26 protein-coding genes are annotated in these 21,285 nt (G+C 62.9%); 3 read left to right on the forward strand and 23 right to left on the reverse strand.

The annotated features are described in order from the left end of the window. Positions 1 to 458: 458 nt before the first annotated feature. Positions 459 to 659, reverse strand: coding sequence for a DUF6021 family protein (locus AOA62_RS30680; RefSeq protein WP_017137593.1), 201 nt, complete (start codon positions 657 to 659; stop codon positions 459 to 461). A gap of 15 nt (positions 660 to 674) precedes the next feature. Further along, positions 675 to 854, reverse strand: coding sequence for a hypothetical protein (locus tag AOA62_RS30685; RefSeq protein WP_099550507.1), 180 nt, complete (start codon positions 852 to 854; stop codon positions 675 to 677). Positions 855 to 971: 117 nt separating this feature from the next. Here AOA62_RS30685 and AOA62_RS30690 point away from each other — a divergent pair, with 117 nt between their 5' ends. After that, a complete protein-coding gene (locus tag AOA62_RS30690; protein ID WP_099550508.1) occupies positions 972 to 1,493 on the forward strand; it encodes a DUF3087 domain-containing protein in 522 nt (173 codons plus the stop codon). On the opposite strand, the gene AOA62_RS30695 is transcribed toward AOA62_RS30690, so the two are convergent. The 8 genes from AOA62_RS30695 to AOA62_RS30730 form a co-directional block, all read right to left on the reverse strand. Next, positions 1,494 to 2,621 carry an MFS transporter gene (locus AOA62_RS30695; protein ID WP_017137590.1) on the reverse strand — a complete coding sequence of 376 codons (1,128 nt, stop codon included), beginning with the start codon at positions 2,619 to 2,621 and terminating at the stop codon, positions 1,494 to 1,496. A 66-nt stretch (positions 2,622 to 2,687) separates the two neighbouring features. Next, the gene (locus tag AOA62_RS30700) at positions 2,688 to 4,052 is read right to left on the reverse strand and encodes an MFS transporter (RefSeq protein ID WP_099550509.1); all 1,365 of its coding nucleotides are present in this window, start codon (positions 4,050 to 4,052) and stop codon (positions 2,688 to 2,690) included. A gap of 242 nt (positions 4,053 to 4,294) precedes the next feature. After that, positions 4,295 to 5,080: a DNA-binding domain-containing protein gene (locus AOA62_RS30705; protein ID WP_099550510.1), complete on the reverse strand. Its 786-nt coding sequence runs from the start codon at positions 5,078 to 5,080 to the stop codon at positions 4,295 to 4,297. After that, on the reverse strand, positions 5,077 to 5,901 hold the full coding sequence (locus AOA62_RS30710) for a DUF692 domain-containing protein (RefSeq protein WP_099550547.1): 825 nt from the start codon (positions 5,899 to 5,901) through the stop codon (positions 5,077 to 5,079). The genes AOA62_RS30705 and AOA62_RS30710 overlap by 4 nt, the downstream gene beginning before the upstream one ends. 113 nt (positions 5,902 to 6,014) lie before the next feature. Then, positions 6,015 to 6,287, reverse strand: a complete 273-nt coding sequence (locus tag AOA62_RS30715; protein ID WP_017137586.1) for a hypothetical protein — start codon at positions 6,285 to 6,287, stop codon at positions 6,015 to 6,017. A gap of 39 nt (positions 6,288 to 6,326) precedes the next feature. Then, a complete protein-coding gene (locus AOA62_RS30720) occupies positions 6,327 to 7,088 on the reverse strand; it encodes an alpha/beta fold hydrolase (RefSeq protein ID WP_017137585.1) in 762 nt (253 codons plus the stop codon). Positions 7,089 to 7,109: 21 nt separating this feature from the next. Continuing rightward, on the reverse strand, positions 7,110 to 7,514 hold the full coding sequence (locus tag AOA62_RS30725) for a DoxX family protein (protein ID WP_017137584.1): 405 nt from the start codon (positions 7,512 to 7,514) through the stop codon (positions 7,110 to 7,112). Then, complete coding sequence (locus tag AOA62_RS30730) at positions 7,511 to 7,783, reverse strand: DUF2282 domain-containing protein (protein ID WP_017137583.1); 273 nt, start codon at positions 7,781 to 7,783, stop codon at positions 7,511 to 7,513. Before AOA62_RS30730 ends, AOA62_RS30725 begins: the two co-directional genes overlap by 4 nt. A 577-nt stretch (positions 7,784 to 8,360) precedes the next feature. Between AOA62_RS30730 and AOA62_RS30740 the strand changes: the two genes are divergently transcribed. Further along, complete coding sequence (locus AOA62_RS30740) at positions 8,361 to 11,177, forward strand: winged helix-turn-helix domain-containing protein (RefSeq protein WP_178075679.1); 2,817 nt, start codon at positions 8,361 to 8,363, stop codon at positions 11,175 to 11,177. Between the two features lie 51 nt (positions 11,178 to 11,228). Here AOA62_RS30740 and AOA62_RS30745 read toward each other — a convergent pair whose 3' ends face one another. The 13 genes from AOA62_RS30745 to AOA62_RS30805 form a co-directional block, all read right to left on the reverse strand. Further along, complete coding sequence (locus AOA62_RS30745; protein WP_099550512.1) at positions 11,229 to 12,275, reverse strand: EscU/YscU/HrcU family type III secretion system export apparatus switch protein; 1,047 nt, start codon at positions 12,273 to 12,275, stop codon at positions 11,229 to 11,231. Positions 12,276 to 12,278: 3 nt separating this feature from the next. After that, the gene (gene sctT / locus AOA62_RS30750) at positions 12,279 to 13,091 is read right to left on the reverse strand and encodes a type III secretion system export apparatus subunit SctT (RefSeq protein WP_099550513.1); all 813 of its coding nucleotides are present in this window, start codon (positions 13,089 to 13,091) and stop codon (positions 12,279 to 12,281) included. A 6-nt stretch (positions 13,092 to 13,097) separates the two neighbouring features. Beyond that, positions 13,098 to 13,367 carry an EscS/YscS/HrcS family type III secretion system export apparatus protein gene (locus AOA62_RS30755; protein ID WP_016969171.1) on the reverse strand — a complete coding sequence of 90 codons (270 nt, stop codon included), beginning with the start codon at positions 13,365 to 13,367 and terminating at the stop codon, positions 13,098 to 13,100. Between the two features lie 10 nt (positions 13,368 to 13,377). After that, positions 13,378 to 14,031: a type III secretion system export apparatus subunit SctR gene (sctR, locus tag AOA62_RS30760; protein ID WP_017137580.1), complete on the reverse strand. Its 654-nt coding sequence runs from the start codon at positions 14,029 to 14,031 to the stop codon at positions 13,378 to 13,380. Beyond that, on the reverse strand, positions 14,028 to 15,029 hold the full coding sequence (gene sctQ / locus AOA62_RS30765) for a type III secretion system cytoplasmic ring protein SctQ (RefSeq protein ID WP_099550514.1): 1,002 nt from the start codon (positions 15,027 to 15,029) through the stop codon (positions 14,028 to 14,030). Before sctQ ends, sctR begins: the two co-directional genes overlap by 4 nt. Further along, positions 15,026 to 15,472, reverse strand: a complete 447-nt coding sequence (locus AOA62_RS30770) for a hypothetical protein (protein WP_017137578.1) — start codon at positions 15,470 to 15,472, stop codon at positions 15,026 to 15,028. Before AOA62_RS30770 ends, sctQ begins: the two co-directional genes overlap by 4 nt. 175 nt (positions 15,473 to 15,647) lie before the next feature. Then, entirely contained in the window at positions 15,648 to 16,970 is a 1,323-nt protein-coding gene (locus AOA62_RS30775; protein ID WP_099550515.1) for a FliI/YscN family ATPase, read from the reverse strand. Then, entirely contained in the window at positions 16,967 to 17,551 is a 585-nt protein-coding gene (sctL, locus tag AOA62_RS30780) for a type III secretion system stator protein SctL (RefSeq protein WP_017137576.1), read from the reverse strand. The genes AOA62_RS30775 and sctL overlap by 4 nt, the downstream gene beginning before the upstream one ends. Next, the gene (locus tag AOA62_RS30785; RefSeq protein ID WP_099550516.1) at positions 17,548 to 18,162 is read right to left on the reverse strand and encodes a type III secretion protein; all 615 of its coding nucleotides are present in this window, start codon (positions 18,160 to 18,162) and stop codon (positions 17,548 to 17,550) included. The genes sctL and AOA62_RS30785 overlap by 4 nt, the downstream gene beginning before the upstream one ends. Next, a complete protein-coding gene (gene sctJ, locus AOA62_RS30790; RefSeq protein WP_017137574.1) occupies positions 18,159 to 18,941 on the reverse strand; it encodes a type III secretion system inner membrane ring lipoprotein SctJ in 783 nt (260 codons plus the stop codon). The genes AOA62_RS30785 and sctJ overlap by 4 nt, the downstream gene beginning before the upstream one ends. Positions 18,942 to 18,945: 4 nt before the next feature. Next, positions 18,946 to 19,380 (reverse strand): hypothetical protein, encoded by a 435-nt coding sequence (locus AOA62_RS30795; RefSeq protein ID WP_099550517.1) that lies wholly within the window; start codon positions 19,378 to 19,380, stop codon positions 18,946 to 18,948. Positions 19,381 to 19,389: 9 nt separating this feature from the next. Further along, positions 19,390 to 19,632 (reverse strand): hypothetical protein, encoded by a 243-nt coding sequence (locus AOA62_RS30800; protein ID WP_017137572.1) that lies wholly within the window; start codon positions 19,630 to 19,632, stop codon positions 19,390 to 19,392. Positions 19,633 to 19,644: 12 nt separating this feature from the next. Then, on the reverse strand, positions 19,645 to 20,208 hold the full coding sequence (locus AOA62_RS30805) for a hypothetical protein (protein ID WP_017137571.1): 564 nt from the start codon (positions 20,206 to 20,208) through the stop codon (positions 19,645 to 19,647). Between the two features lie 48 nt (positions 20,209 to 20,256). Here AOA62_RS30805 and AOA62_RS30810 point away from each other — a divergent pair, with 48 nt between their 5' ends. Continuing rightward, positions 20,257 to 21,021: a tetratricopeptide repeat protein gene (locus tag AOA62_RS30810; protein ID WP_099550518.1), complete on the forward strand. Its 765-nt coding sequence runs from the start codon at positions 20,257 to 20,259 to the stop codon at positions 21,019 to 21,021. Positions 21,022 to 21,285: the final 264 nt, after the last annotated feature.

Below are 21,285 nucleotides of genomic sequence, written 5' to 3' on the forward strand. Positions count from 1 at the left end.
GCATCAACTCAGTGTGCCTGATGTACCGAGGTGTCTGCATCGCAGGCAAGCCAGCTCCCACAGAAAAGCAGATCCTCAGTGTATGCAAATCCGCTTTTCGCTTTTGATTCAACCACTCAGGTCGGCTTTCAGGCCGCCGTGCTGTAGATCTTGATTTATATCTGAGACGCCCCGTCAACCACGATGGCCGAACGCAGGCTTGAATCCGTGGGTAACCCGGCAGGACGCCGGGTTAGCCGCGCTGGGCCAAGGATGGCCCATCGCGGCGGCCCACGGATTCAAGCCGGAGTGAGGGCACACCGAGCATTAGCGAGGTGCCGAGTGGTGGGGCGAAGACCTTTTGGTTACTTTTGGCTGGGCCGGCATTCCGGGCGTTTGCCAAAAGTGACCCGCTGTAAGAGCGGAACCATAAGCCGCCGTTACCGCAACAACGGATATGTACACCAAAAGCGCCAACATCACCCAGGCTTCTTAAGATCCCCCAACGGATCATAATCCACCTTTTTCCGCTGCTCCTTGTCCTTATCCAACGGCGCAATCGCCGGCCCAACAGGATCAACCTGCGGGTCCGACACATCAGGCGAATCCGGATCAAACCCCAATTCATTCTCGCCGCTGGCATGCTCGCCCGAACCCGGGCCTTTCGGATGATTACTCACAGTCACCTCCTGAACCTATAGCGGGCGCGCCCTGTCATGCAGGTTTTCCAGGTCTTCCTCAACCCGCTCCACATCATCTTCGTCCTGACGCTCGGCCGGGTCATTGGGCCGCAACGCATCGTTGTCACGCTCCTCCTCTCCCGGCGTACGGTCAGGGTCAGGTGTACCCGGCGGCGGTTGCTTGTACTCAGACATGATGGCTTACCTCAAAAGGGCTACACGGATTTAGAGAAACCACCCCAAGCCATCGTTCAACTTGTTTGCCCAAAGCATGCGAAGATGCCACCCCGCCTTTCTTGAGACCTGACCCGGATGTTCGAGCTCAAACCCTGCGACCCCGCAACCTTCCGCCAACAAACCCGCCGCAGCACGCTGATCATCGCCGTGCTGTTCATGGCCCTGGCCATGCTGCTATCAACCCTGGCGGTGATGCTGTTCGGCGAACCCGGCGGCGATAATTTGCGTTTCAACATCGGCGGCGTATTCGCCGGGGTGCTGATCACCGTCGCCCTGGTGCGCGGCCCATTTTGGACCCAACCATGGCTGGCGCCTGCAGTGTACGGCTGGCAGCTCAAGCGCAACCTGATGCGCGTGACCAATGTGATGCACACCCTCAAGGACCGCGCACAGGCCAACGACCCCACTGCCCTCAAAGTGCTGCGTTTTTACCACTTGGGCCTGACGCAGATGCATGACCTGGACGCCAACTCCAGCGCCCAGGCGCAACTGGTCGGCGAGATGGAAGCGCATAGGGCGAAAATGCAGGCACTGGGCATCGACACCGAACAAACCCGCTTCGACCCCGCCTGGCTGGAAGGCTTCAAAAAACCATAATCAGTTGGAAACCTTCGCGCGCCAGCAGAACACGGCGCTGACGGCAATCGCCGCGCCTGCCAGACCGAACACCCACGGCGCCGACGCCACCGGTAGCAGCAACCCCGCCATCAGCGGCCCAAGGCCAGCGCCGACATCGCGCCACACCGCGTTGGAGGCCAGGGCCGAAACGCGCATCGAACCAGGGTTGCGCTCAGCCACCAAAGTGGTCACCAACGGCAATTGCAAGGCGCGCAACACCAGTACCGCGGCCGCGCCGACGATCACCCAATAACTGCCAAATGCCGTCAGCGCCAAGGCACTCAAGAACGAAAACAACAGCAGCATCGAGGTGGCACCAAAACGCTGCGCCGCACGCCCACCCAGCGGGCTCAGGAGCATCTCCGAGGCATAGCGCAGTGCCATCAGGCCGCCGGCGATCAGTACCGCATCGCCGCCAAGAATCTTCTGCGCCTGGATCGACAGGCCAAAGATAAACAGCCCGTCCAACGCCACGCCTTCGATAAACGACCACACCGCCACGCTGTCCGGCCACTTGAAGCGGCGCCCGGTGCTGTGCAAATCATGCCCAGCGGTCGGCAAACCACGTGCCACCCACACGCCCGCCAGGCAGCAGCCGGCCAGAATCATGAAGATAGGTCGCGGCCCGGCCCACAGGGTCAGCCAGCCCCCCAGCGGCAGCGCCAGCATCGGCCCGAGGGCGATCACCGCCCTGGAGCGCCCTGCCCTGCGCGCCGCGCCCGCAGGCTCAGAGGTGGCCAACACTTGGGTCGACAGGTTCAGCGCGGCAAAACACAGGCCCCAGATCAGCCGCAGCCCCAACAAAGCGGCAAAACCTGACAGCATCGAGTTGCCCAAGGCGCACACCGTGGCGGCACCGGCGGCGATCATGCAGGTCAGCCGGTCGCCATTACGGGCGTAGAAATTCAACACATGGCGGTAGCCGAAAATCCGCACCAGGCGGTTGGCTGCAAGCAATACCCCGGCCTGGGCCAGGGTGATGCCAAAGGCCTGGGATTCCATGGGCAGCAGCAAGTAGAGCAACACATCACTGGGCAGGCATAACGCGAGGGTCAGTGCGGCACGTCGGGAGGTGGTATCAGCAGTGCGTAGAGCCAGGCTGGACATAAATCTGAAACATCCCGAAATATTCAGGCCGCCACGTTAGCGTTGCCGCCGCGTGTTTTACAAGGGCTAAACCTTGTGTTTATACGGCAACAAGCGCAACCCACTGGCCACACTGCCCACCAGCGCAAACCCACAGCCCAGCCACAGCGCGTATTGCGGGCCGCTGCCCAGGGAGAGGTGAAAGCAGAACGCCACTAACGACGCCCCCAGCGTTTGCCCCAGCAAGCGTGAAATCGCGACGATGCCACTGGCCCCACCGCTGCGGGCCAACGGCGCGCTGGTCATGATCGCCTTGAGGTTGGGTGACTGGAAAAAACCGAAACCGGCTCCGCACAAGGCCATGCGCCAGCCAATATCGAAGGCGCTTGCGCCGCTGCCCAAGGTCGCCAACGCCGCCATGCCCGCGCTGAGCATCAGCAAACCGATGCCGCACAACAGGCCCAGCGACACACGATCCGCCAGCCGCCCCGCCACCAGGGCCATCACCGCCACCACGGCAGGCCACGGCGTCATCAAAAAACCGGTTGCCACCTGGCTGTGCCCCAGCACCGCCTGCAACAGAAACGGCAGCGATACAAAGGCCAGGCCCTGGGCGCTGAACGCACAGATGGCCGTGAGAGAAGACAGCGCAAACACCGGGCGCTTGAACAAGTCCACGGCCAGCATCGGCGCCGGGTGACCGGCTTCACGGCGCAACAGCAATGCGCCGCACACCATCGCCAGCGCAATCAAACCGAGGGTCAGTGTGCCTTGGGCGCCATGCACCGCCGTGCCCAGCCCCAGCACCAACAGCGCGAACAGACCAGCACACAACAGCGCCGAAAACCGATCGAACGCGTGACCGGTCAACGGCAGTGTCGGCAATGACCGCAGGCCCAGCCCCAGGGCCAGCAGCCCCAGCGGCACGTTGATCAGGTACAGCCAATGCCAGCTCGCCACCGACAGAATCGCCGACGCGGCGGTCGGCCCCAGCGTGAAGGCCAACCCCACCACCAGCGAGTTATAGCCCAGGCCGCGCCCGAGCATTTTTGACGGGTAGATATGCCGCAACAACGCCGTGTTGACACTCATCACCGCCGCCGCCCCGAGCCCTTGGGCCACCCGCGCGGCAGTCAGGGTGAGCAAAGAACCGGCCAACCCGCAAAACAGCGACGAGACAATAAACAGCAGCAAGCCGCCGAGGTACACGCGCCGGTGGCCGAGCACATCACTGAGCGACGCGAACGGCAGCACCGTGGCGATAATCGCCAACTGGTAGGCGTTCACCACCCAGATCACCGAGGCCGAATCAGTGCCGATACCTTGTGCCAGCGTCGGCAGCGCCGTATTGACGATGGCGGTGTCCAGGGTTGCCATGCCAATGCCCAAAGACAAGGCGATCACCGCCGGCAAGCGTTTATTGGAAGGCAGCCCATCGGCAACAGAAGACATGAACAATCCGCACAGGTGACAAAGGCCCTTAGATTAAGGGTTGCGCGAATTTTTTTCAGTGGCCGATTGCCTGGCTGTCCGAATTTTCATCTTTGGATGGCTAAGACTATCCAGACCTTCGCTGCGAACGGGGCTGTAGTGGAGAACTGGCTTGTTGTGGCGAGCGGGCTTGCCCCGCGTTGGGCTGCGAAGCGGCCCCAAAACCTGGCTGACCAGGTCCGTCAGGAATACCCGAGGTGGCTTCACTGGGAGTGCTTCGCACTCCAACGCGGGGCAAGCCCGCTCGCCACAGGGTCAACGATCAACTCACTGCCTAACCACCCGGCCAGGTATTCACCGGCCTGGGCCACTCCCGCCTCTTCACCCAGGCGCGCCACCAGAAACTCGCACAGCCCGGCAAAGCTGCCGTCGGCCTGCAGGTGCAACACGGCCTCAAGCTCCAACGCACTGACCTGACGTAAACGTGAGGTGTACTGACGCCGCCACACTAACAATCCACCTGCCTGTTCCAGCATCATTGCCTGCGGCGCAAGCGCGTCTTGCCACAGTGCCGACCAGATAGCCTCAGCATTGGTAGTCAGCCCATGGCAGCGCAACGACGGCGTCAGGCGCAAAACTGCGCTGTCCCAATCCAGCTCGGCCAGGGCTTGCAACGGCAAGGGCGTCGCATCGGCGGCGACAAACGCCTCATTCAGCGCCGACTCGATCCAGGCCAGTTCATGCACATCCGGGTTATTCGGCAATACGGTCTTCAAGGTCGCGTAAAACCCTTCGGGATACGCATCCAGGGTCCAGGCATGCGGGGGTTGCTGGTCGATATGGGTAATGCTGGCCGCCAGAAACGCCTCCTCGCCCAGCCAACGTCGCACAATCGGAAACGCCTGTTCCAGGCAACCCACCAGCTGCGCGCGATAGTTGTTCTGGTACACCGCCAGGCCTGCGTGCCGGTCGCCCAGCAGTCGGGCCGAATCATCCGACGCACTCACCAGCCACGTGCGAAATGCCTGCTGCCACTGCGCCAGGTTCATTGCGCCAGCCCCAAAGCCCGCGCCATTGACAGTTCCTCAAGCAATTCGGCCAGCGGCGGGATGGCATCATCGCGCTCAATCATCGTGGCCACCGGCCCGAGCAACCCGACAGCCTTGGCATACAACGCCCAAACCCCGCTGCACACCGGGCTGTCGTGGCTGTCGATCAACAGCTCACGGCCCTGGCTATGGCCGGCCAAGTGAATCTGGCGCACGCGCTCAGCGGGAATGTCTTCGAGAAAGGCCAGGGCATCAAAGCCATGATTGCTGGCACTGACAAACACATTATTGATGTCCAGTAACAACTCGCACCCCGTGCGCTCGGCCATAGCGGCGATAAATGCGCATTCGCTCATGCTGGCACCGTCAAACGCCAGGTAGCTGGACGGGTTTTCCACCAGCAGCGTGCGGCCCAACACCTCCTGGGCCTGGTGGATATTGGCGCAAACGCGGTCCAGAGCCTCGTCCGTATAGGGCACCGGCAACAAATCGTGGGCATTGAACCCCCCGCTGCGCGACCAACTCAGGTGGTCGGAGACAAACAGCGGCTCCACCTCATCCACCAGCGCTTTGAGACGCCGCAGGTACTCCGGGTCCAGCCCTTCGGCCGTGCCGATCGACATCGACACCCCGTGCAGCGCCACCGGGTAACGCTCGCGAATCTGGCGCAGGATGTGCCGTGGTTGCCCACCTGCGACCATAAAATTCTCAGAAATCACTTCGACAAAATCCACGGGCACCAAGGTTTCCAGGAAGTCGCAGTAATGCTCCTTGCGCAGCCCCAGGCCATAGCCGGAAAAGCGCGGGTTAAATGTCGGCATCATCGGTACTCCAGCAAAAACTGTGGCGAGGGAGCTTGCTCCCGCTCGGCTGCGCAGCAGTCGCCCGTTTCTGGAGGCGCTGCACAACCAAGCTTGCTCGCCACAGGAAGGCGTTATTTCGGCTCAGTCAACGTGCCACCGGCCTTTAGGCATTCAGACGGCGTCTTGACGATCACGCCCTCGCCCTTGCAACTGTTGAGGCCCTTGCAGTCGTGCTTGGCGGTGGCGCACAGGCTTTCGCCCTTGCAACTGTTGACGCCGTAGCAGCGGCCGGGCTTTTCCTGCTGGTCGGCGGCGCTGGCGGCACTGGCGAATGACGCCGACGCCATGGCAATCAGGGCGGCGGCAGCGGCGAGGCTCAGACGGGATTTAAGTGCTGTGTTCATGGTTATTTCCTTTTGAGGTCTTGTGTAGGGAGAGAGGGATTATTTGATAACGGAAGCCGCGTCTTCGATGACCTTCGCCACAGCCTCAGGCTGGGAGATGTACACCAAGTGGCTAGCCTTGATTTCGGTGACCTTGGAACCCGCGCGCTGGTACATCCAGCGTTGCAGCGCGGGGCTCAGCGCACGGTCTTCGGTGGACACCACGGCATACGTCGGCTTTTTGTGCCACGCCGCCGCCCACACGGTGCCGCCGAACAAGGCGGTGGTAGCCGGCACTTGGGAGGCGGCCATGAAGTCGGTGCGGTTGGGGGTCAGGTCGGCGGCAAAATCGGCGTTGTATTTGCTGCGATCAAAGAACAGGTGGCCGTCGCGACTCTGCTTGATGTCATCGCTGGGCGCCGGCATCGAGCCGATCAACTGGGCCATGTTCTCGCCCACTTCCGGCTGCAGCGCCGAGACGTAGACCATCGACTTGACCTTGTCGCGGTCGCCGGCAATCGAGATCACCGCGCCACCGGAACTGTGGCCCACCAACACCACGGGGCCGACTTGTTGCTCCAGCACTTCACGCGCCTCGGCCACATCCGCCGCGAGGTTTTCGTGGCCCTGGTGCACCACGGTGACCTTGTAGCCCTTGTGAATCAGGATGTCGTGCACCACGCGCCAGCCAGAACCGTCGACAAACGAGCCGGGCACGATCACCACACTTTTGCCGGTGCCGGGCTGCGGTGTATCGGCCGCCTGGGCCAGCACGGGGACAGTCAGGGCCATGGCCATGGCCAAAGAAGAAAGCATGCGCATCGGGTATCTCCATCAGGGTTGTTAAGGTTTGCCGAACAGCCGGCGATCCAGCGACCACGCCCCGCCGCCATAGGCCAGCAGCGGCAGCAACAGGCCCGCCCAGGTCAGGTGCGTCGGCCAGGCCTCGGGGTATACGAACACCTCGATCACCAGGGTCATGCCCAGCAGCGCGGCGGCCGCCGGGCGCGTCAGCAGGCCCACTAGCAGCAACAGCGGAAACAGGTGTTCGGCGTAGGTCGCCAGGTGCGCGGCCCAGTCCGACGGGATCAGCGGCAAGGCGTATTCCGAACGGAACAAGGTGTAGGTCGACGGTTTGAGGCTCATAAATCCGCTGACCTTGGTGCGTCCCGACAGGAAGAACACCGCTGCGATGCCCAGCCGGGCCACCAGCAACAGCAGCGCTTGGGGCAACAGGCGCTGGATCACGGCTGTTCCGTCAGGCTGCCGAAGCCTTTGGGCGTCTTGATCTGGGTGCAGGTGCCCTTGTCGACCAATACCCAGGCGTTGCCCTGGTAATCGGCGGTGGCGGTACCGGCGCACGAGGTGCCTTTACCGGCAGCGCAGTCGTTGGCACCGGCGAGGGCGACGCCGAAGCATTTTTCCTGGGGCTTGGCGTCGTCGGCATGGGCCATCGCCGCAAAGGCGCTGAGGGACAGGGCGAAAGTGGCCGCAAGGGCCGCGTAGGGTCGCTTCATCGGTGGATCTCCTGGCTTGACTGAGTGTGGCCAGGGCGCGTGTGGCGGTGGGTGACCGCCTGCGCCAGCTGGTGAACAGAGTTAAAGCCAGGCGTGTATCCGCTCTGTGTCGCCGACACGCCAGAACGTCATGCCGATGTATCAAGGTGGTGCGGGGATACTTTGTAATACAAAGCCAATAAACCACCGCCAAATCGCCAGCGTTTTAGTCGGCATCCCGAACGACACAATTAGAAATATTCGTGTTTCCGAACGAAGGCATTCGCTGGTCGCCAACGACCCTAAAAATCACCATAAATTTCATATGGTTGTTGTCATCTTTGGTACATGCCAACTGGCATACATTCTGCTTTATCAGGGTTTCTGGTAATAAAATGTTTCAGCTTTGCGACAGTCTCATCCTCCGGGACATGCGCTGTGATACGCCCATAACAACGACTACGCCCCAAAGGAGGGCGGCCTTTCCGACGTTTTGATCGACATCAACTTTCCAAGACTGCTGCTGCACATCTGTACCCCAAAAAGGGCGAATGGCCTGATCGCCAATAACAAGCCCGACTATAAAAAGGACGATTTGATGAGCTCGAGCAAGAACCACGCGGTGTCCTTGATGGACGCCGATCACCCGACCCCGGCAGCCGCCGAGAATGTCCTGGGCTTTGGCCCCTTCCTGTTACTGGCCAGGCAGCACGTGCTGCTGCGTAACGGCGAGCCGGTCAGCCTGGGGAGTCGCGCCCTCTACCTGTTGATCGCCCTGGCGACCCGCGCCGGTGAATTGCTGGAGAAGACCGAGCTGATCGCCTTCGCCTGGCCCAAGGTGGTGGTGGAGGAATGCAACCTGCGTGCACAGATCGTCGCATTGCGCCGGGCACTGGGCGACGATGGCAACTTCAGCTATATCGTCACCGTGCCGGGGCGTGGTTATCGCTTTGTGGCGCCGGTGACCGTGCAAACCGCCGGCGAAGAAAGCCTGCCGGTGCTCTGCGCACGCACCGAGGAGCCCGCGCCGCCAGTGCCGTCCTGCGAGGTCATCGGCCGCGACAGCTTGATTTCAAGCCTTGCCGAGCAGTTGCTCAGCCAGCGCTTCGTCACCCTCACCGGCCCCGGCGGCATCGGCAAGACGACCGTGGCCACCGCCGTGGCGCAGCGGCTGGCGCATGAATCCAAGCTCGACACCTGCTTCGTCGACCTGGCGCCCGCCACCAGCGGGCAATGGGTGGCCGGTATGCTCGCCAGCGCCCTGGGGATCCAGACCGTCAGCACTGAACCGCTGCCGACCATCGCCGCCGCCTTGGCCGAACGCCGTCTGCTGCTGGTACTGGACAACTGCGAACACGTACTGCCGGCCGCCGCCGACGCGGTGGAGACCCTGCTGCGCTGCGCCCCACAATGTTATGTACTGACCACCAGCCGCGAACCACTGCGCGCCGACGGTGAGCGGGTGCATGATTTGGCGCCACTGGAAGTGCCCGACGAAGGCACCCGCCTCAACGCCAGTGAGGCAATGGCCTGGTCCGGCGTGCGCCTGTTTGTCGAGCGCGTGCGCGCCCTCGACCCCGACTTTGTGTTCAACGACACCGACGTGGCAGCCGTCTGCGCCATCTGCCGCAAACTCGACAGCAACGCGCTCGCCATCGAAATCGCCGCGGCCCGGGTACGGACCTTTGGCGTCCAGGACCTGGTCGGCCTGCTTGACGGCAGTTTCCGCCTGCAAATGACCGGCCGACGCACCGCCCTCGCCCGCCATCGCACACTCAGTGCCACGCTGGACTGGACCTACTCGATGCTCAGTGGTGACGAGCAGGCCATGTTGCGTCAACTGGCGGTGTTCACTGGCTCCTTCACCCTGGATGCGGTCAAGGCCATGACCGCCAGCAGCAGCCTGGACCCACGCAACGCCCTGCCGTTGCTCGAAAGCCTGATGGACAAATCGCTGTTGATCGCCGGTGATGCGCAGTTGCTCAAACGCTATCGCCTGCTGGAAACCACCCGCGCCTATGCCCTGGAAAAGCTCGAAGAACACGGCGAAGTCAATGCCACCAGCCGGCGCCACGCCCACTATGCCCTCGGCGTATTGCAAGAAGCCGGGCAAACCCTGGACGGCCTGTCGCCAGACACCTGGATCGCCCTCTACGGCCCCGAAAGCAGCACCATTCGCTCGGCTCTGGACTGGGCCTATTCCGCCAGCGGCGAGCTGCCCCTGGCCATCGAACTGACCCTGGGCGGCGTGCCGTTGTGGTTGCGCCTGTCGCGGGTCAGTGAATGCCGAACCTGGGTCGACAAGGGCCTGGCCAGCGACGCCGTCGTACCCTTGGCCGTGCGTCAGCGCATGCTGCTGCAAACCGCCCTGGCCAGCGTACTGATGCTGACCTACGGCACCGGCGCGGAAATGCGCGAAGCCTGGCGCCAAGTCCGCGAAGATGCCCGCGACCTGGGCGATGCCGAACACAAAATGCGCGCCTTGTGGGGCCTGTGGACCGACCGCTGCGGCTGCAACCAATACACTGAAGCCCTGGAACTGGCCGAGCGTTATATCGCCCTCAACAGCGGCGGCAATCAGCAATTGCTCGGCAAACGCATGCGCGCCGTGGCGCTGTTTCATATGGGCGACCTGCTGGGCGCGCGGCAAAACATCGATGAAGCGCTTGGCTCGCCGTCGGCACCGCGCTCGCACATCATCGACGTGCATTTTGACCAACGCATTGCCGCCCGTTGTCTCAAGGCCAAGGTGCAATTGCTCGAAGGCGACGTCGACCCGGCGCTGCGCCTGATCGCCAGCTGCGTCGACGATGCCATCAGCCTCGACCACCCCGCCACCCTCTGGTACACCCTGTGCCTGGGCGCACTGCCGCTGGCGCTGTTGGCGTCCAACCTGCCGCAGGTGCGCTATTACCTGGGCCTGCTGCAAAGCAGCACTACGCTCCAGGACTTGCCGATCTGGCGGCAATTTCGCCTGTGCTTCGAGAACATCCTGCTGATCCGCGAGGGCTCACCGGAAACGGGCGTGCCGCAACTGGGTGAAGCCTTGCAACACCTGCAAAGCCAGGGCGACAGCCAGCTCTACAGCCTGCTGCGCTGTGAATACGCCTTGGGCCTGGCGCGCCTGGGCCTGGAAAAACTGGCTTTGGAGGTGTTGGAAGATACGCTGCAATTGGCGATTGGCCATCATGAACGCTGGTTTGTGCCGCAGATGTTGCGGATCAAGGCGCAACTGATCTTGCGCCAAGGTCACTATGGTTCGGTTGACAAGGCCAAGGTGCTGCTGCGCCAGGCGTGGGTGGATGCGCAGTTGGCGGGGGCGCATTTTTGGCGGGCGCAGATTGCTGCTGACTTGGCGCGGTTGCAGGAACCTAAGTTGCGGATTGCTGCGTTGCCGCGGTTTCAGCATCGGTGATGGGGTGGGTATATATCCGTCATTTGGGTAACGGCTGAGTGGTGTGTTGGGTCAGATCAGGCGGGCGGCGACCAGCCAATCCGCCACGGCCTGGAATGAGGCGTCGGGCACCGGGTCACCGGGTACGGTTCTGCGCGCAATCTCCGCCGCCAAGGCCCGGTCCGGCGCATGCGGGATGCCTAAATCGTAAGCCTCCTGCAACATCAGCAACGCCTCCTCCGGCGCGGCGCGGCAGACAATCACTGGCACCGGCGTTTCGCCGCGCACATAGCGCACGCCGATCACCCAGCCATCGGTAGTCCCGATCATCATCGACGCACGGCCCAACCCCAGCTTGGTCGCAAGTGCCTGCATTTCATTGCGCTGGCGCCGGCGCTCGCTCTTGATCAGCGGGTCGCCGTCGATGTCCTTGCGTTCACGTTTGGTTTCGCTGCGGGTCATTTTCATGTCGCGGCCGAACAGCCAACGCTGCATTAACACGTCAACGGCGCCCACGGTGATAAAGGCGCACAGCACGGTAAACACCAGCGGCTTGAGCACCAGGAAAAACGTCGACTCCATGCATTCGGCGCCACAGCGCGAAGACTCCATCAGCGCCTGCAGCGCGTGCTTGCCGACCACATAGAACGCAATCGCCAACACGTGCACCTTGACCAACCCCTTGATGAACTCCACCAGGTTACGCAGGGCGAAGATCTTCTTCATGCCCTCTGCCGGGTTGATGCGCTTGAACTCCGGCTTGATCGGGTCCACCGAGAACACAAAGCCGCGCATGGTGATGATATTGGTCAGGATCACCACCCCGGTGGTCACCGCCATCACTGGCAGGGTAATACCGATGATCAACTGCTCGGCATGGTCCAGCACCCGCGGCCACACGGTGGCGAACGGCTCGATATAGATCTGCGCGGTCAGGTCGATCAGCGCCGTCACCTGGGCCATGGCCCGTGGCGCCAGAATCGAGATGCACAGGGTGCAGAACAAAATGACCATGCCCGACACCAGGTCCTGGCTCTTGGCGACCTGGCCTTTCTTGCGCGCGTCGCTGAGCTTTTTGTCCGTGGCCGGCTGGGATTTCTCTTCGCTGGTATCGGCCATGGGCTACTCCACGCCCGCCAGGGTTTTAAGCAGCTCGACGGTGCCACGAAACTCGGCCAGTTGGTCGAGCATCAGCGGGATCAAAAAGCCGATGTAGATCACCATCAGAATCGAGAAAAACAGGTTTTTCACCGGCAACGACAAGTCGAAAATATGCAGGTTCGGCGCCATCCGCGACAGGTACGCGAGCATCAAGTCGGTGACCAGCAACGCGATCAGCAACGGCGAGACCATCAGCACGCCAACCCGCATGATCTGGTCGAGGATCGACAGCACCGCCAGCAACGCGGAGCTGGCAAATACCGGCGTAAATGCGGTCACCGGCCATAACTGGTAACTGTGGTAATAGCCGTCGACCATCAGGATAAAACCGCCGGACATAAAGAACAGCGTGATCAGCATCACCGTGAGCAAGGTCGACATCACGCTCGACTCGCCGGTGGACAGCGGGTCCACCAGCTGCGCCATGGTCGAGCCGCGTTGCAGGTCGATCACCCCCCCCGCCACTTCCGCCGCCCAAAACGGAATGCCGAACAGCAAGCCGATCAGGATCCCGATCAGGAACTCCTTGATCAGCAAGCCGGCGATAAACACGCTGCCGTGTTCGGGCATGTGGGTCAGCGCATCGAACACCGGAAAGAACATCGGGATGGAAATCGCCACGGCCACACAGCCGCGAATCATGCCGGTGAGGCCCAGGCGGTTAAACGCCGGGGTGATCACCACCACGCCCATGGCTCGACAGGCGGCGAGCGAGGCAGAACTGATCACCGGATAGGCGACTTCCAGGAACTGCGCGGTCAGGCTGGCATCCATGGGCGGTCAGCGCGTCCACATCGGGAAGTTGTCCAGCACCTGGCCACCCAGTTCCGCGACTTGCCCGGCCAATACCGGGCCGAGAAACACGATGGTCAGCAATACCGCCACCAGCTTTACCACCTGCGGCAGGGTCTGGTCCTGGATCTGCGTCAGCGCCTGGAACAGCCCTACGCTCAAACCCACGATAATCGCCACGCCCAGCGCCGGCGCCGAGAGCATCAGCACCGTCATCAGTGCCTGTTTCATCAATGACAGGAACACATCCTGGCCCATGGGTCGTGCCTCAGCCGTAACTCAGAATCAAACCGTGCATCAAGCGCGACCAGCCGCTCAAGGACACGAATAAAAAGATCTTCAGCGGGATCGAAATCAGGTTCGGCGAAACCATCGACATGCCCATCGCCATCAGCACGTTGGACACCAGCAAGTCCACCACCAGGAATGGGATATAGAGCAAAAAGCCGATCTCGAAGGCCCGCGTCAGTTCCGAACTGACGAACGCCGGAATCAACACCACCAGGTCATCGTCGCGCAAGTCGGCCCGCGCCTCCGGCGACCAGATGGTCTCGGTGGCCTGCACAAAAAAACCGCGCTCGGACTCGTTCGCAAAGCGCTTCAAATGCGCCTGCAAGGGCGGGCGCAGCGCATCGCCCAGATCCTTGAGCTGCTCCACATGCTCGATATTAAGGTCGCGGCCCTCCACTTGCCGGTACATGTCACCAATCAACGGCGTGGTCACATACACCGAGAGGATCAGCGCGATGCCGTACAGCACCAGGTTCGGCGGGGTCTGCTGCACACCGAGGGCGTTGCGGATCAGGAACAGCACCACCGAGATCTTCATGAAACCGGTGAGTGTCACCACCGCCAACGGGATCAGCCCGATCGTCGCAACGACCAAGATGATCTCGATCAGGTTGGGCTGATAACCGGTCATGGGGTGGCAAAACTCAGCAGACGCACACCCAGGCCGTCACCGATTTTCACCAATTGGCCCTGGCCGACGCGGCGCCCGTTGACCATCAAATCGACGCTGTCCACGCCGGGTGTATTGAACTGCAACAAGCTGCCAGCGCCCAGTTCACGCAGTTGCGCCAGGGTCAATTCCAGGCTGCCGACCTGGCACACCAGTTTGAGCGGCAGATCATCCAGGGCCGCAGCCGCATCAACATCAGTCATCGTGTTCTCCATGTGCAAAAGAGGTGCTTGCAAGGCTTCCTGCAAGCGCAAGACTTCACCCTGGTATTGGCAGCGGGCCTGCAGGCGACCCGCCAGCTCCAGCAGCAAACCCGGGCCGGGTTCGAGCATCAGCACATCGCCGGGGCGCAGGCTGCGCAGCTCACCGAGGCTCAAGTGCTGCTGCCCGGCCAGCAGCGCCAGGCTCTGGCGCAGGTCGGGCAAAGGGTCCGGCTCAAGCTGGGCGTGTTGATCCAGCAACGGCGCCAACAACACGGCGGCGCCTTCGCTCAGGTCCAGTTGCGCGTGCGTGGCAGGCTGGTTGGCGAAGGACAATTCCAGCGCCAGGTGCAGCGCATAAGGCTGTTGGTCTTGCGGCGCTTCGAGCAATTGCAGCGGCTGACCCAGCAGCGGTTCGAGACGCTCGATCAGGTCCAGTACCGCCAGTTCCAGCAGCAATGCACGCGGCAGCGCCGGCAGCAGTTGCACGTCAAACTGCAACGCCAGCGGCACCAACACCTGCTCCAATGCCGCAGCCGACAGCCGCAAACGCACTGGCGCGCGACCAAGCAACAGCAGCACCTCGCGTGCCGCATCAAGCGGCTGCGGTTCAGCGGCCCAGTTCACGCGCAGGTCTTGCCCGGCGCAGCGGCCCCGCCAGGCGCGGCGGCGCCGGTGCAGTTGGTTATGCAGCGCCAGCAAGGCCGGGTCGTAGTGCGTCAACCATGGCGACAGCGGGTCGGCAAGGGCTGCAATCATGTGCCGGTGCCTTCATCACGCAGTTCACCGACGCGGCGCTCATCGCTTTCACGCCCTTCCAGCAGGCTCTGCCAGGCATCGGACTGACGCTGGCGGCTCAGGCGTTCCTGGCGGAACAGGTCGCGCTCACGCTCCTGGCTTTGCAGGGTGGTGGACACGTGGCTCACGTCGTTTTCCAACTGCTGCTGGTCATCCGACAACCCACGCAAACGGTCCTGAGCCGCCTGCCAACTGGCTACCGACAAGCCCTCGGTGAGCGAGGCGTACACCTGACGGGCTTCCTCGGCAATTGCCTCACGGTGCAGGCGCAGTTGCTCCTTGGCATCGGTCAACACGCCATGGGTCTGCTCGCAGCGTTGCTGCTGGGCGGCCAGTTGGCTGGCAGCACGTTGTTCGCGCAGTACCCGCAAGGTTTGCAGGGTGCGCAGTTGGTCGGTTTTCATTGGGCGTTCTCCTTTCTAATGCCAGCGACTACCGTTTCCGGATCAGCGAAGATCGACTGTGGGAGCTGGCTTGCCTGCGATAGCGGTGTATCAGTCACAACAGGGCTGGCTGACCCACCGCTATCGCAGGCAAGCCAGCTCCCACAGGGTTTTGCGTGTATCTCGATTGCGCGGCTCATGCCAACACCTGGCGCATGTGCATCAGGGTCTGTTCCAGGTTGCTGGGCTCGCCCGCGTTCTGGCGCAGGAATGCTTCGATGGCGGCGTGGCGTGCAATGGCTTCGTCCGCCAGCGGGTCGCTGCCGGCGGAGTACTCGCCCACACGGATCAGCATTTCGATTTCGCCGTAGCGCGCCATCAGCTCACGGATTCGCATGGCCAGGCGCTTGTGCTCCTCCCCGGCGACCTGCTCCATCAAGCGGCTGCGACTGCGCAGCACGTCCACCGCCGGGAAGTAATTGCGCTGGGCCAACTCGGCGCTCAGGGCGATATGCCCGTCGAGGATCGAACGCGCTTCCTCGGCCACCGGGTCGCTGGCGGCATCGCCTTCAGTGAGCACGGTGTACAGCGCGGTAATGCTGCCGGTAGGGCCGGGGCCGGCGCGTTCGAGCAGGCGTGGCAACGCCGAGAAGAACGACGGCGGGTAACCGCGACGGGTCGGTGGCTCGCCCACGGCCAGGCCGATTTCGCGCTGGGCGCGGGCAAAACGCGTGAGGCTGTCCATTAGCAGCAATACATTGCGGCCTTGGTCGCGGTGGTATTCGGCCAGGGTGGTGGCGACGAACGCGGCACGTACACGCTCGGCCGCCGGGCGATCCGAGGTGGCGACCACCGCCACCGTGCGTGCGCGCGCCTGGGCATCGAGTTGCACGTCGAGCAACTCGCGCACTTCCCTGCCCCGCTCGCCGATCAGGCCGATCACAATCACATCGGCTTCGCTGTTGCGGATGATGCTGGCAAGCAGCGACGATTTGCCCACGCCTGGCTCGCCAAAGATGCCCATGCGTTGGCCCTGGGCCAAGGTCAGCAAGCCGTCGATGGAGCGGATGCCCAAGGCCATGGAGCGCACGATCAGCTGCCGCGAAAACGGTGCCGGAGGCTCGGTGTGCAGCGGATAGCTTTTCAGGGCCAGAGTCAGTGGCAGGCCATCACCGTCGAGAAAATCGCCCATAGGGCTGATCACACGCCCCAACTGCGCATCACCGACCGCCACGCCGAGGGTTTCGCCGGTGGCGGTGATCTGCGTGCGGGTCGACAACCCTTCCATCGAGCCGATGGGCGACAGAATCGCCTCGTCACCATCAAAACCAATGACCTCGGCACTCAAGCTGCGGCTGCTGCCGGGATCGCGCAATTGGCACAGCTCACCAATGCTCGCACCGGCCACGCTGGCGCGCAGCAGCACGCCGCGAATGCTCAGCACGGTGCCGTGCATTGGTCGCGGGCGCGCCTGGGCCAGGCGCTCAGTCAGGCGTGGCAGCAACTGCTCCAGGTTCATGCCACACCTTCTTCGGCAAAGGGCAGCAAGCTGCGGCGCAGGGTTTGCAATTGCGCGTCCAGGCCCAGCTCCACCGAGCCGGCCGGGCTGCTGAGGCGTGCCTGGCCGGCGCCAAGCTGTTCATCGGCGTCCACTGCAAGCGCCAAGCCTTCAAGCTTAAGGCGTTGGCGCAATGCGTCGACCTCGGCGGGTGGCACCCACAGGGTCAGTGCCTGGTCCTGGCGAAACGCGCTCAAGGCTTGGCGGGTGCAGCGCACGACGCGCTCGGCGTTATCCAATTCGCCCAGCACTTCACGCACGATGCCCAACGCCAAATCGGCCAGCGAAGTCTCCAGGCTGCTCAGGTAGTGCTGCACCTGGGATTGGGTCTGCACCAGCAATTGCGCGACCTGCTCGGCACCGGCCTGCCGGGCGCTTTCAAAGCCCTCGGCGCGGGCGGCGTGCAGCCACTGGTCGCTGTCGGCCTTGATCTGTTCGGCCTGGTCTTTGGCCGCTTGCAGGAAGGCAAAACCGTCGGTCCACAACGCGGCTTCTTCGGCCCGCAAAATACGCGCAGCCGGACGGCTCGGTAGTTCATTCATGGGGCAATCTCCTCGGCCAGCAGGCAAGCAGCGGCGGCCTGGACGATTTCCAGGTCACGCGGCACGCGTGCGCTGTAGCCCTGGGGAAAGTCAAAACGCAAGCGCAGCCAGCCTTGCCAGTCAGCGTGCTGGGCCTGCAGCCAGGCGGCGACACAGCCAAGGCCGTCACGGTCGATGGCTTCGATCAACTCGACCGGTTCACGCAGCAGATCCGCCGCGCCCCCCAGTTGGCGCAGAGCCAGGGCGGCCACAAAGACCTCGGCGCCGAGGCCTTCACGCAGCTCATTGACCACCTCGCGGCGGATCTCACGGCTCAAGGTTGCGCCGTGCCAGATAGCCCCGCATAACCTCGGCAGGCGCGCAAATTGCGCAGGCGACAGCAGCAACACCGGCAGGTCGGCCGCCAACGGCGTGACCAATTGCTCGATCGGCGCCAACTGGTAGTGCTTGACCAGCAACTGCTGCAGGCGCGGGCGAAAACGTGGCTGGGCCTGCATGGCCTGCAACACGTCATCTGGCAGCTCAGCGGCAAAACACGCGCCCAGGCTAGGCCCGCGCACAAACTGCAAAGGCTCGGCGATCAACCCCTGCCAGCGTTCGAATAAACTCATTCACCCTCCTTGAGCACATACAGCGCCTGGGACTGGCGCCGCGCCCACTGCTGGCGTGCCAATACACCGAGGGCGCCAAGCGCAATCAGCAACAACGTGCCGAACATGAAACGCGCCTGAGGCACGTTGTCTTCCAGCATCCACAAGCCCATAAAGCGCGCCAGCCGTGGTTGTGCCGGGTTCTGGCTGATGGCGACAGCTGCCTTGATCGCCGTGACCGAAACGCCTTCGTAGCTCAGACCGGAAATGCCGTTGGCCACCAGCGTCTTGATCTGCGGGATCAGCGTATTGATGTCGGTACCCGGGTCGTAACGCACCAGTACCGAGGCCGACGAGGGTGAAATCACGCGTTTGAGCAGGTCGTTATCGGGCAGCACCACATGCACGCGCGCAGCGACGATGCCGTCGATCTGCGACACCGAATGCGAGAGCTCCTCGCTCAGCGCATAGATCATCTGCGCGCGCTCCTGCACCGGCGACGACACCAGGCCGTTGCCCTTGAACACTTGGCCCATATTGGAAAAGCTCTGTTGCGGCAGGCCGGCGTTGTCGAGCAGCGTCATGGCTTCGGCGAAACGCTCCTCGTCGACCACCACTTTGAGCTGGCCGTTGTCCTGGGTCTTGCGCTCCGCCGGGATACCACCGCGCAGCAGCACCGCGACCATGGCGTTGGCATCGCGCTCGCTGAGGTTGGTATAGAGGTCGGTGTTGCACGCCTGCAACAGACTGGCCAGCAGGCCGATCAGCAACAGGCGCAGGGCGCGGTTTGGGCTTGGCATGGCGTTATTGACCCTTGAGCAGCGTGTTGGCGGAGCCGGAAATCTGCGTTGCACCGCGCACCACCATCTGGGTTTCGATGGAGTAGTCGAACATCTTGCCCAGGGAATGGACGATCTGGTCGACCTGCTGCTCGCCGACTTTTTTTCCCGACTCAGCCTGGGGAGAAGCACTGGCCGTGCGGATTTCGGCCTGCGCGGGTGGCGGCGCCGAGGGGTTGTTGGTGAGCAAATCCGCACGCTCGGAGAACGCTCGCGAACGGTCGATAAAGCTGTTCATGCGCTCCATCAAGCCCGAACCGATCTGGTGCGGGCTGGCGCCCTCGGGCATGCCCTTGGCGGTGTTGGCCATGTGTTCGAACAGGTTCTGCGAGACCCCGGCGGGCCCCGCACCGGCGGACGGCGGCAAGGCCGTGGCGCCGGCGGCGAGACTGATAGTCATAGGGGCCTCCTACTCGTCGTCGTCATCGGACATGGCGTCGTTCAGCAGTTCCTGCATCTTCGGCATGATGATGAACTGGCCGCCGATGGTGACGGCCTGGGTAATCAACGCGTCGTTGAATTTGGCGTCGTCGGCGTCCGAGGTGTCCGCCGGTTTGTCGGCGGCCTTGGCGTTATCCACCGCGGCATTGAACTTGGCTTCAGGGCTGGCGCCACCGGGGGCGAGGTTGCTGTCTACGGCCGTTACGGACATGGTGCTGCTCCTTTACTGGGTTGGGGTTTCGGTACTGACTTGCGCGCCGCGAAACACCCGCACACCCCGCTCGCGGGCCACCGGGGCGGCCACGGCGTTGGGTTGCAGGTGATCGACGTGCTGTTGCACCAGCGCCAGGTACGGCGGTGGCCCGGACACGAACACTTCATCGCCTTCGGGGCCATTGCGCATCGACAGCTGCTGGCCGAACACATCAAGGGTGTTGAGGTAAGCCTGCAATTGGTCGAGGTTCAATGCGCTGGCCTTGAACAGTTTTGTGCCGATCTCATCGTTGGCGTTGAGGTACAGAAGGTTGCCGTCGAAGTACCAGGTCAGGCCGTTGGTGTTGCACAGGGTTTGCAGGAACTCACCGGCGCTGGCGGCGCGAATCGTGCTGCGCGCCTTGCCGCGCACCTTGTCCGAGAGCACCACGGGGATGTCGAGGTTGTGGCCGAACTCTTCCAGTGCGCCGCGCACATCCTGGTCGACCAACACGTAGGCATAGGGTTTGGAAAACCATTCGGGCGCTTCGGCCGCGTGGGCCAAACTGGCGCCGAACAGGCATAGGATGGCCATGAAAAATATGCTTACATGGCCTGCGCCTTCGCCCGACGAGTTGTGACGATGACCAAGAATTTCCTGCTTGCCAGTACCCTGCTGTTGGCTGCCTGCTCCAGCAAACCTGCGACCGATTCCGACAAGTCCCTGCAACTGGCCAACGACCTGAACAAGCGCGGCGATTACGCCAGCGCGGCTGCGCTGTACGAGCGCGCCACCCAGCAACCCGGCGCCGGCATCGACCTGTGGCTCAAGCTCGGCCAGGCCAGGCTCGACGCCAAGGACGCGTTGGGCGCCGAGCGCGCCTTCCAGCAAGCCCTGGGTTTGGACGCCCGCAACGCCGACGCCCTGCTCGGTCTTGGCACCGCGCAGTTGCAACTGGGCAAGACCCAACGCGCCGTCACGGCGCTGGGCCAGGCCGCCGAGATCAACCACCTGCCGGTCGCCTACACACGCCTGGGCATCGCGCAGGTCTTGAACGGCCAGGCCGTCGCCGCACAAACCGCCTTCGCCCAAAGCCTCAGCCTGCAACCCGACAACCTCGACAGCCGCTGCAACCTGGCCCTGGCTTATGCGCTGGGTGGGCAATCGCAACAGGCGCTGGACACCATCGCCCCCGTCACCCAATCGCCCCGGGCCTTGCCACGGCATCAGCGTAATGAACTGTTGGTGATGGTGTTGGCGGGGTATGAACAAAAGGTTGCCGGGCTGGCGCTGGATGATATTCCGGCGGCTGAGCGGGCACAGTTGGTGACCGAAGCCAAGCGCATCAAAGCGATCAGTGATCCGGTGGCGCAAGCCAAGGAGCTGGGGTTGGTGGACCCGCGCTGATACACGACCAACCCGCTTTTGATCTGGCTTGTGATCTGGCTTTTGATCTGCTTTTGATGTTGATCTGAGTCGCCCCGTTAAACCACGCTGGCCGAACGCAGGCTTTGGAGCGAGGGTAACCCGGCAGGACGCCGGGTTAGCCGCGCTGGGCCAAGGATGGCCCATCGCGGCGGCCCACGCTCCAAAGCCGGAGTGAGGGCACACCGAGCCTAAGCGAGGTGCCGAGTGGTGGGGCGAAGACCTTTTGCTTACTTTTGGGTCTTT

Source organism: Pseudomonas sp. 2995-3, assembly GCF_002742565.1.
In the GTDB taxonomy this organism is placed as follows: domain Bacteria; phylum Pseudomonadota; class Gammaproteobacteria; order Pseudomonadales; family Pseudomonadaceae; genus Aquipseudomonas; species Aquipseudomonas edaphica.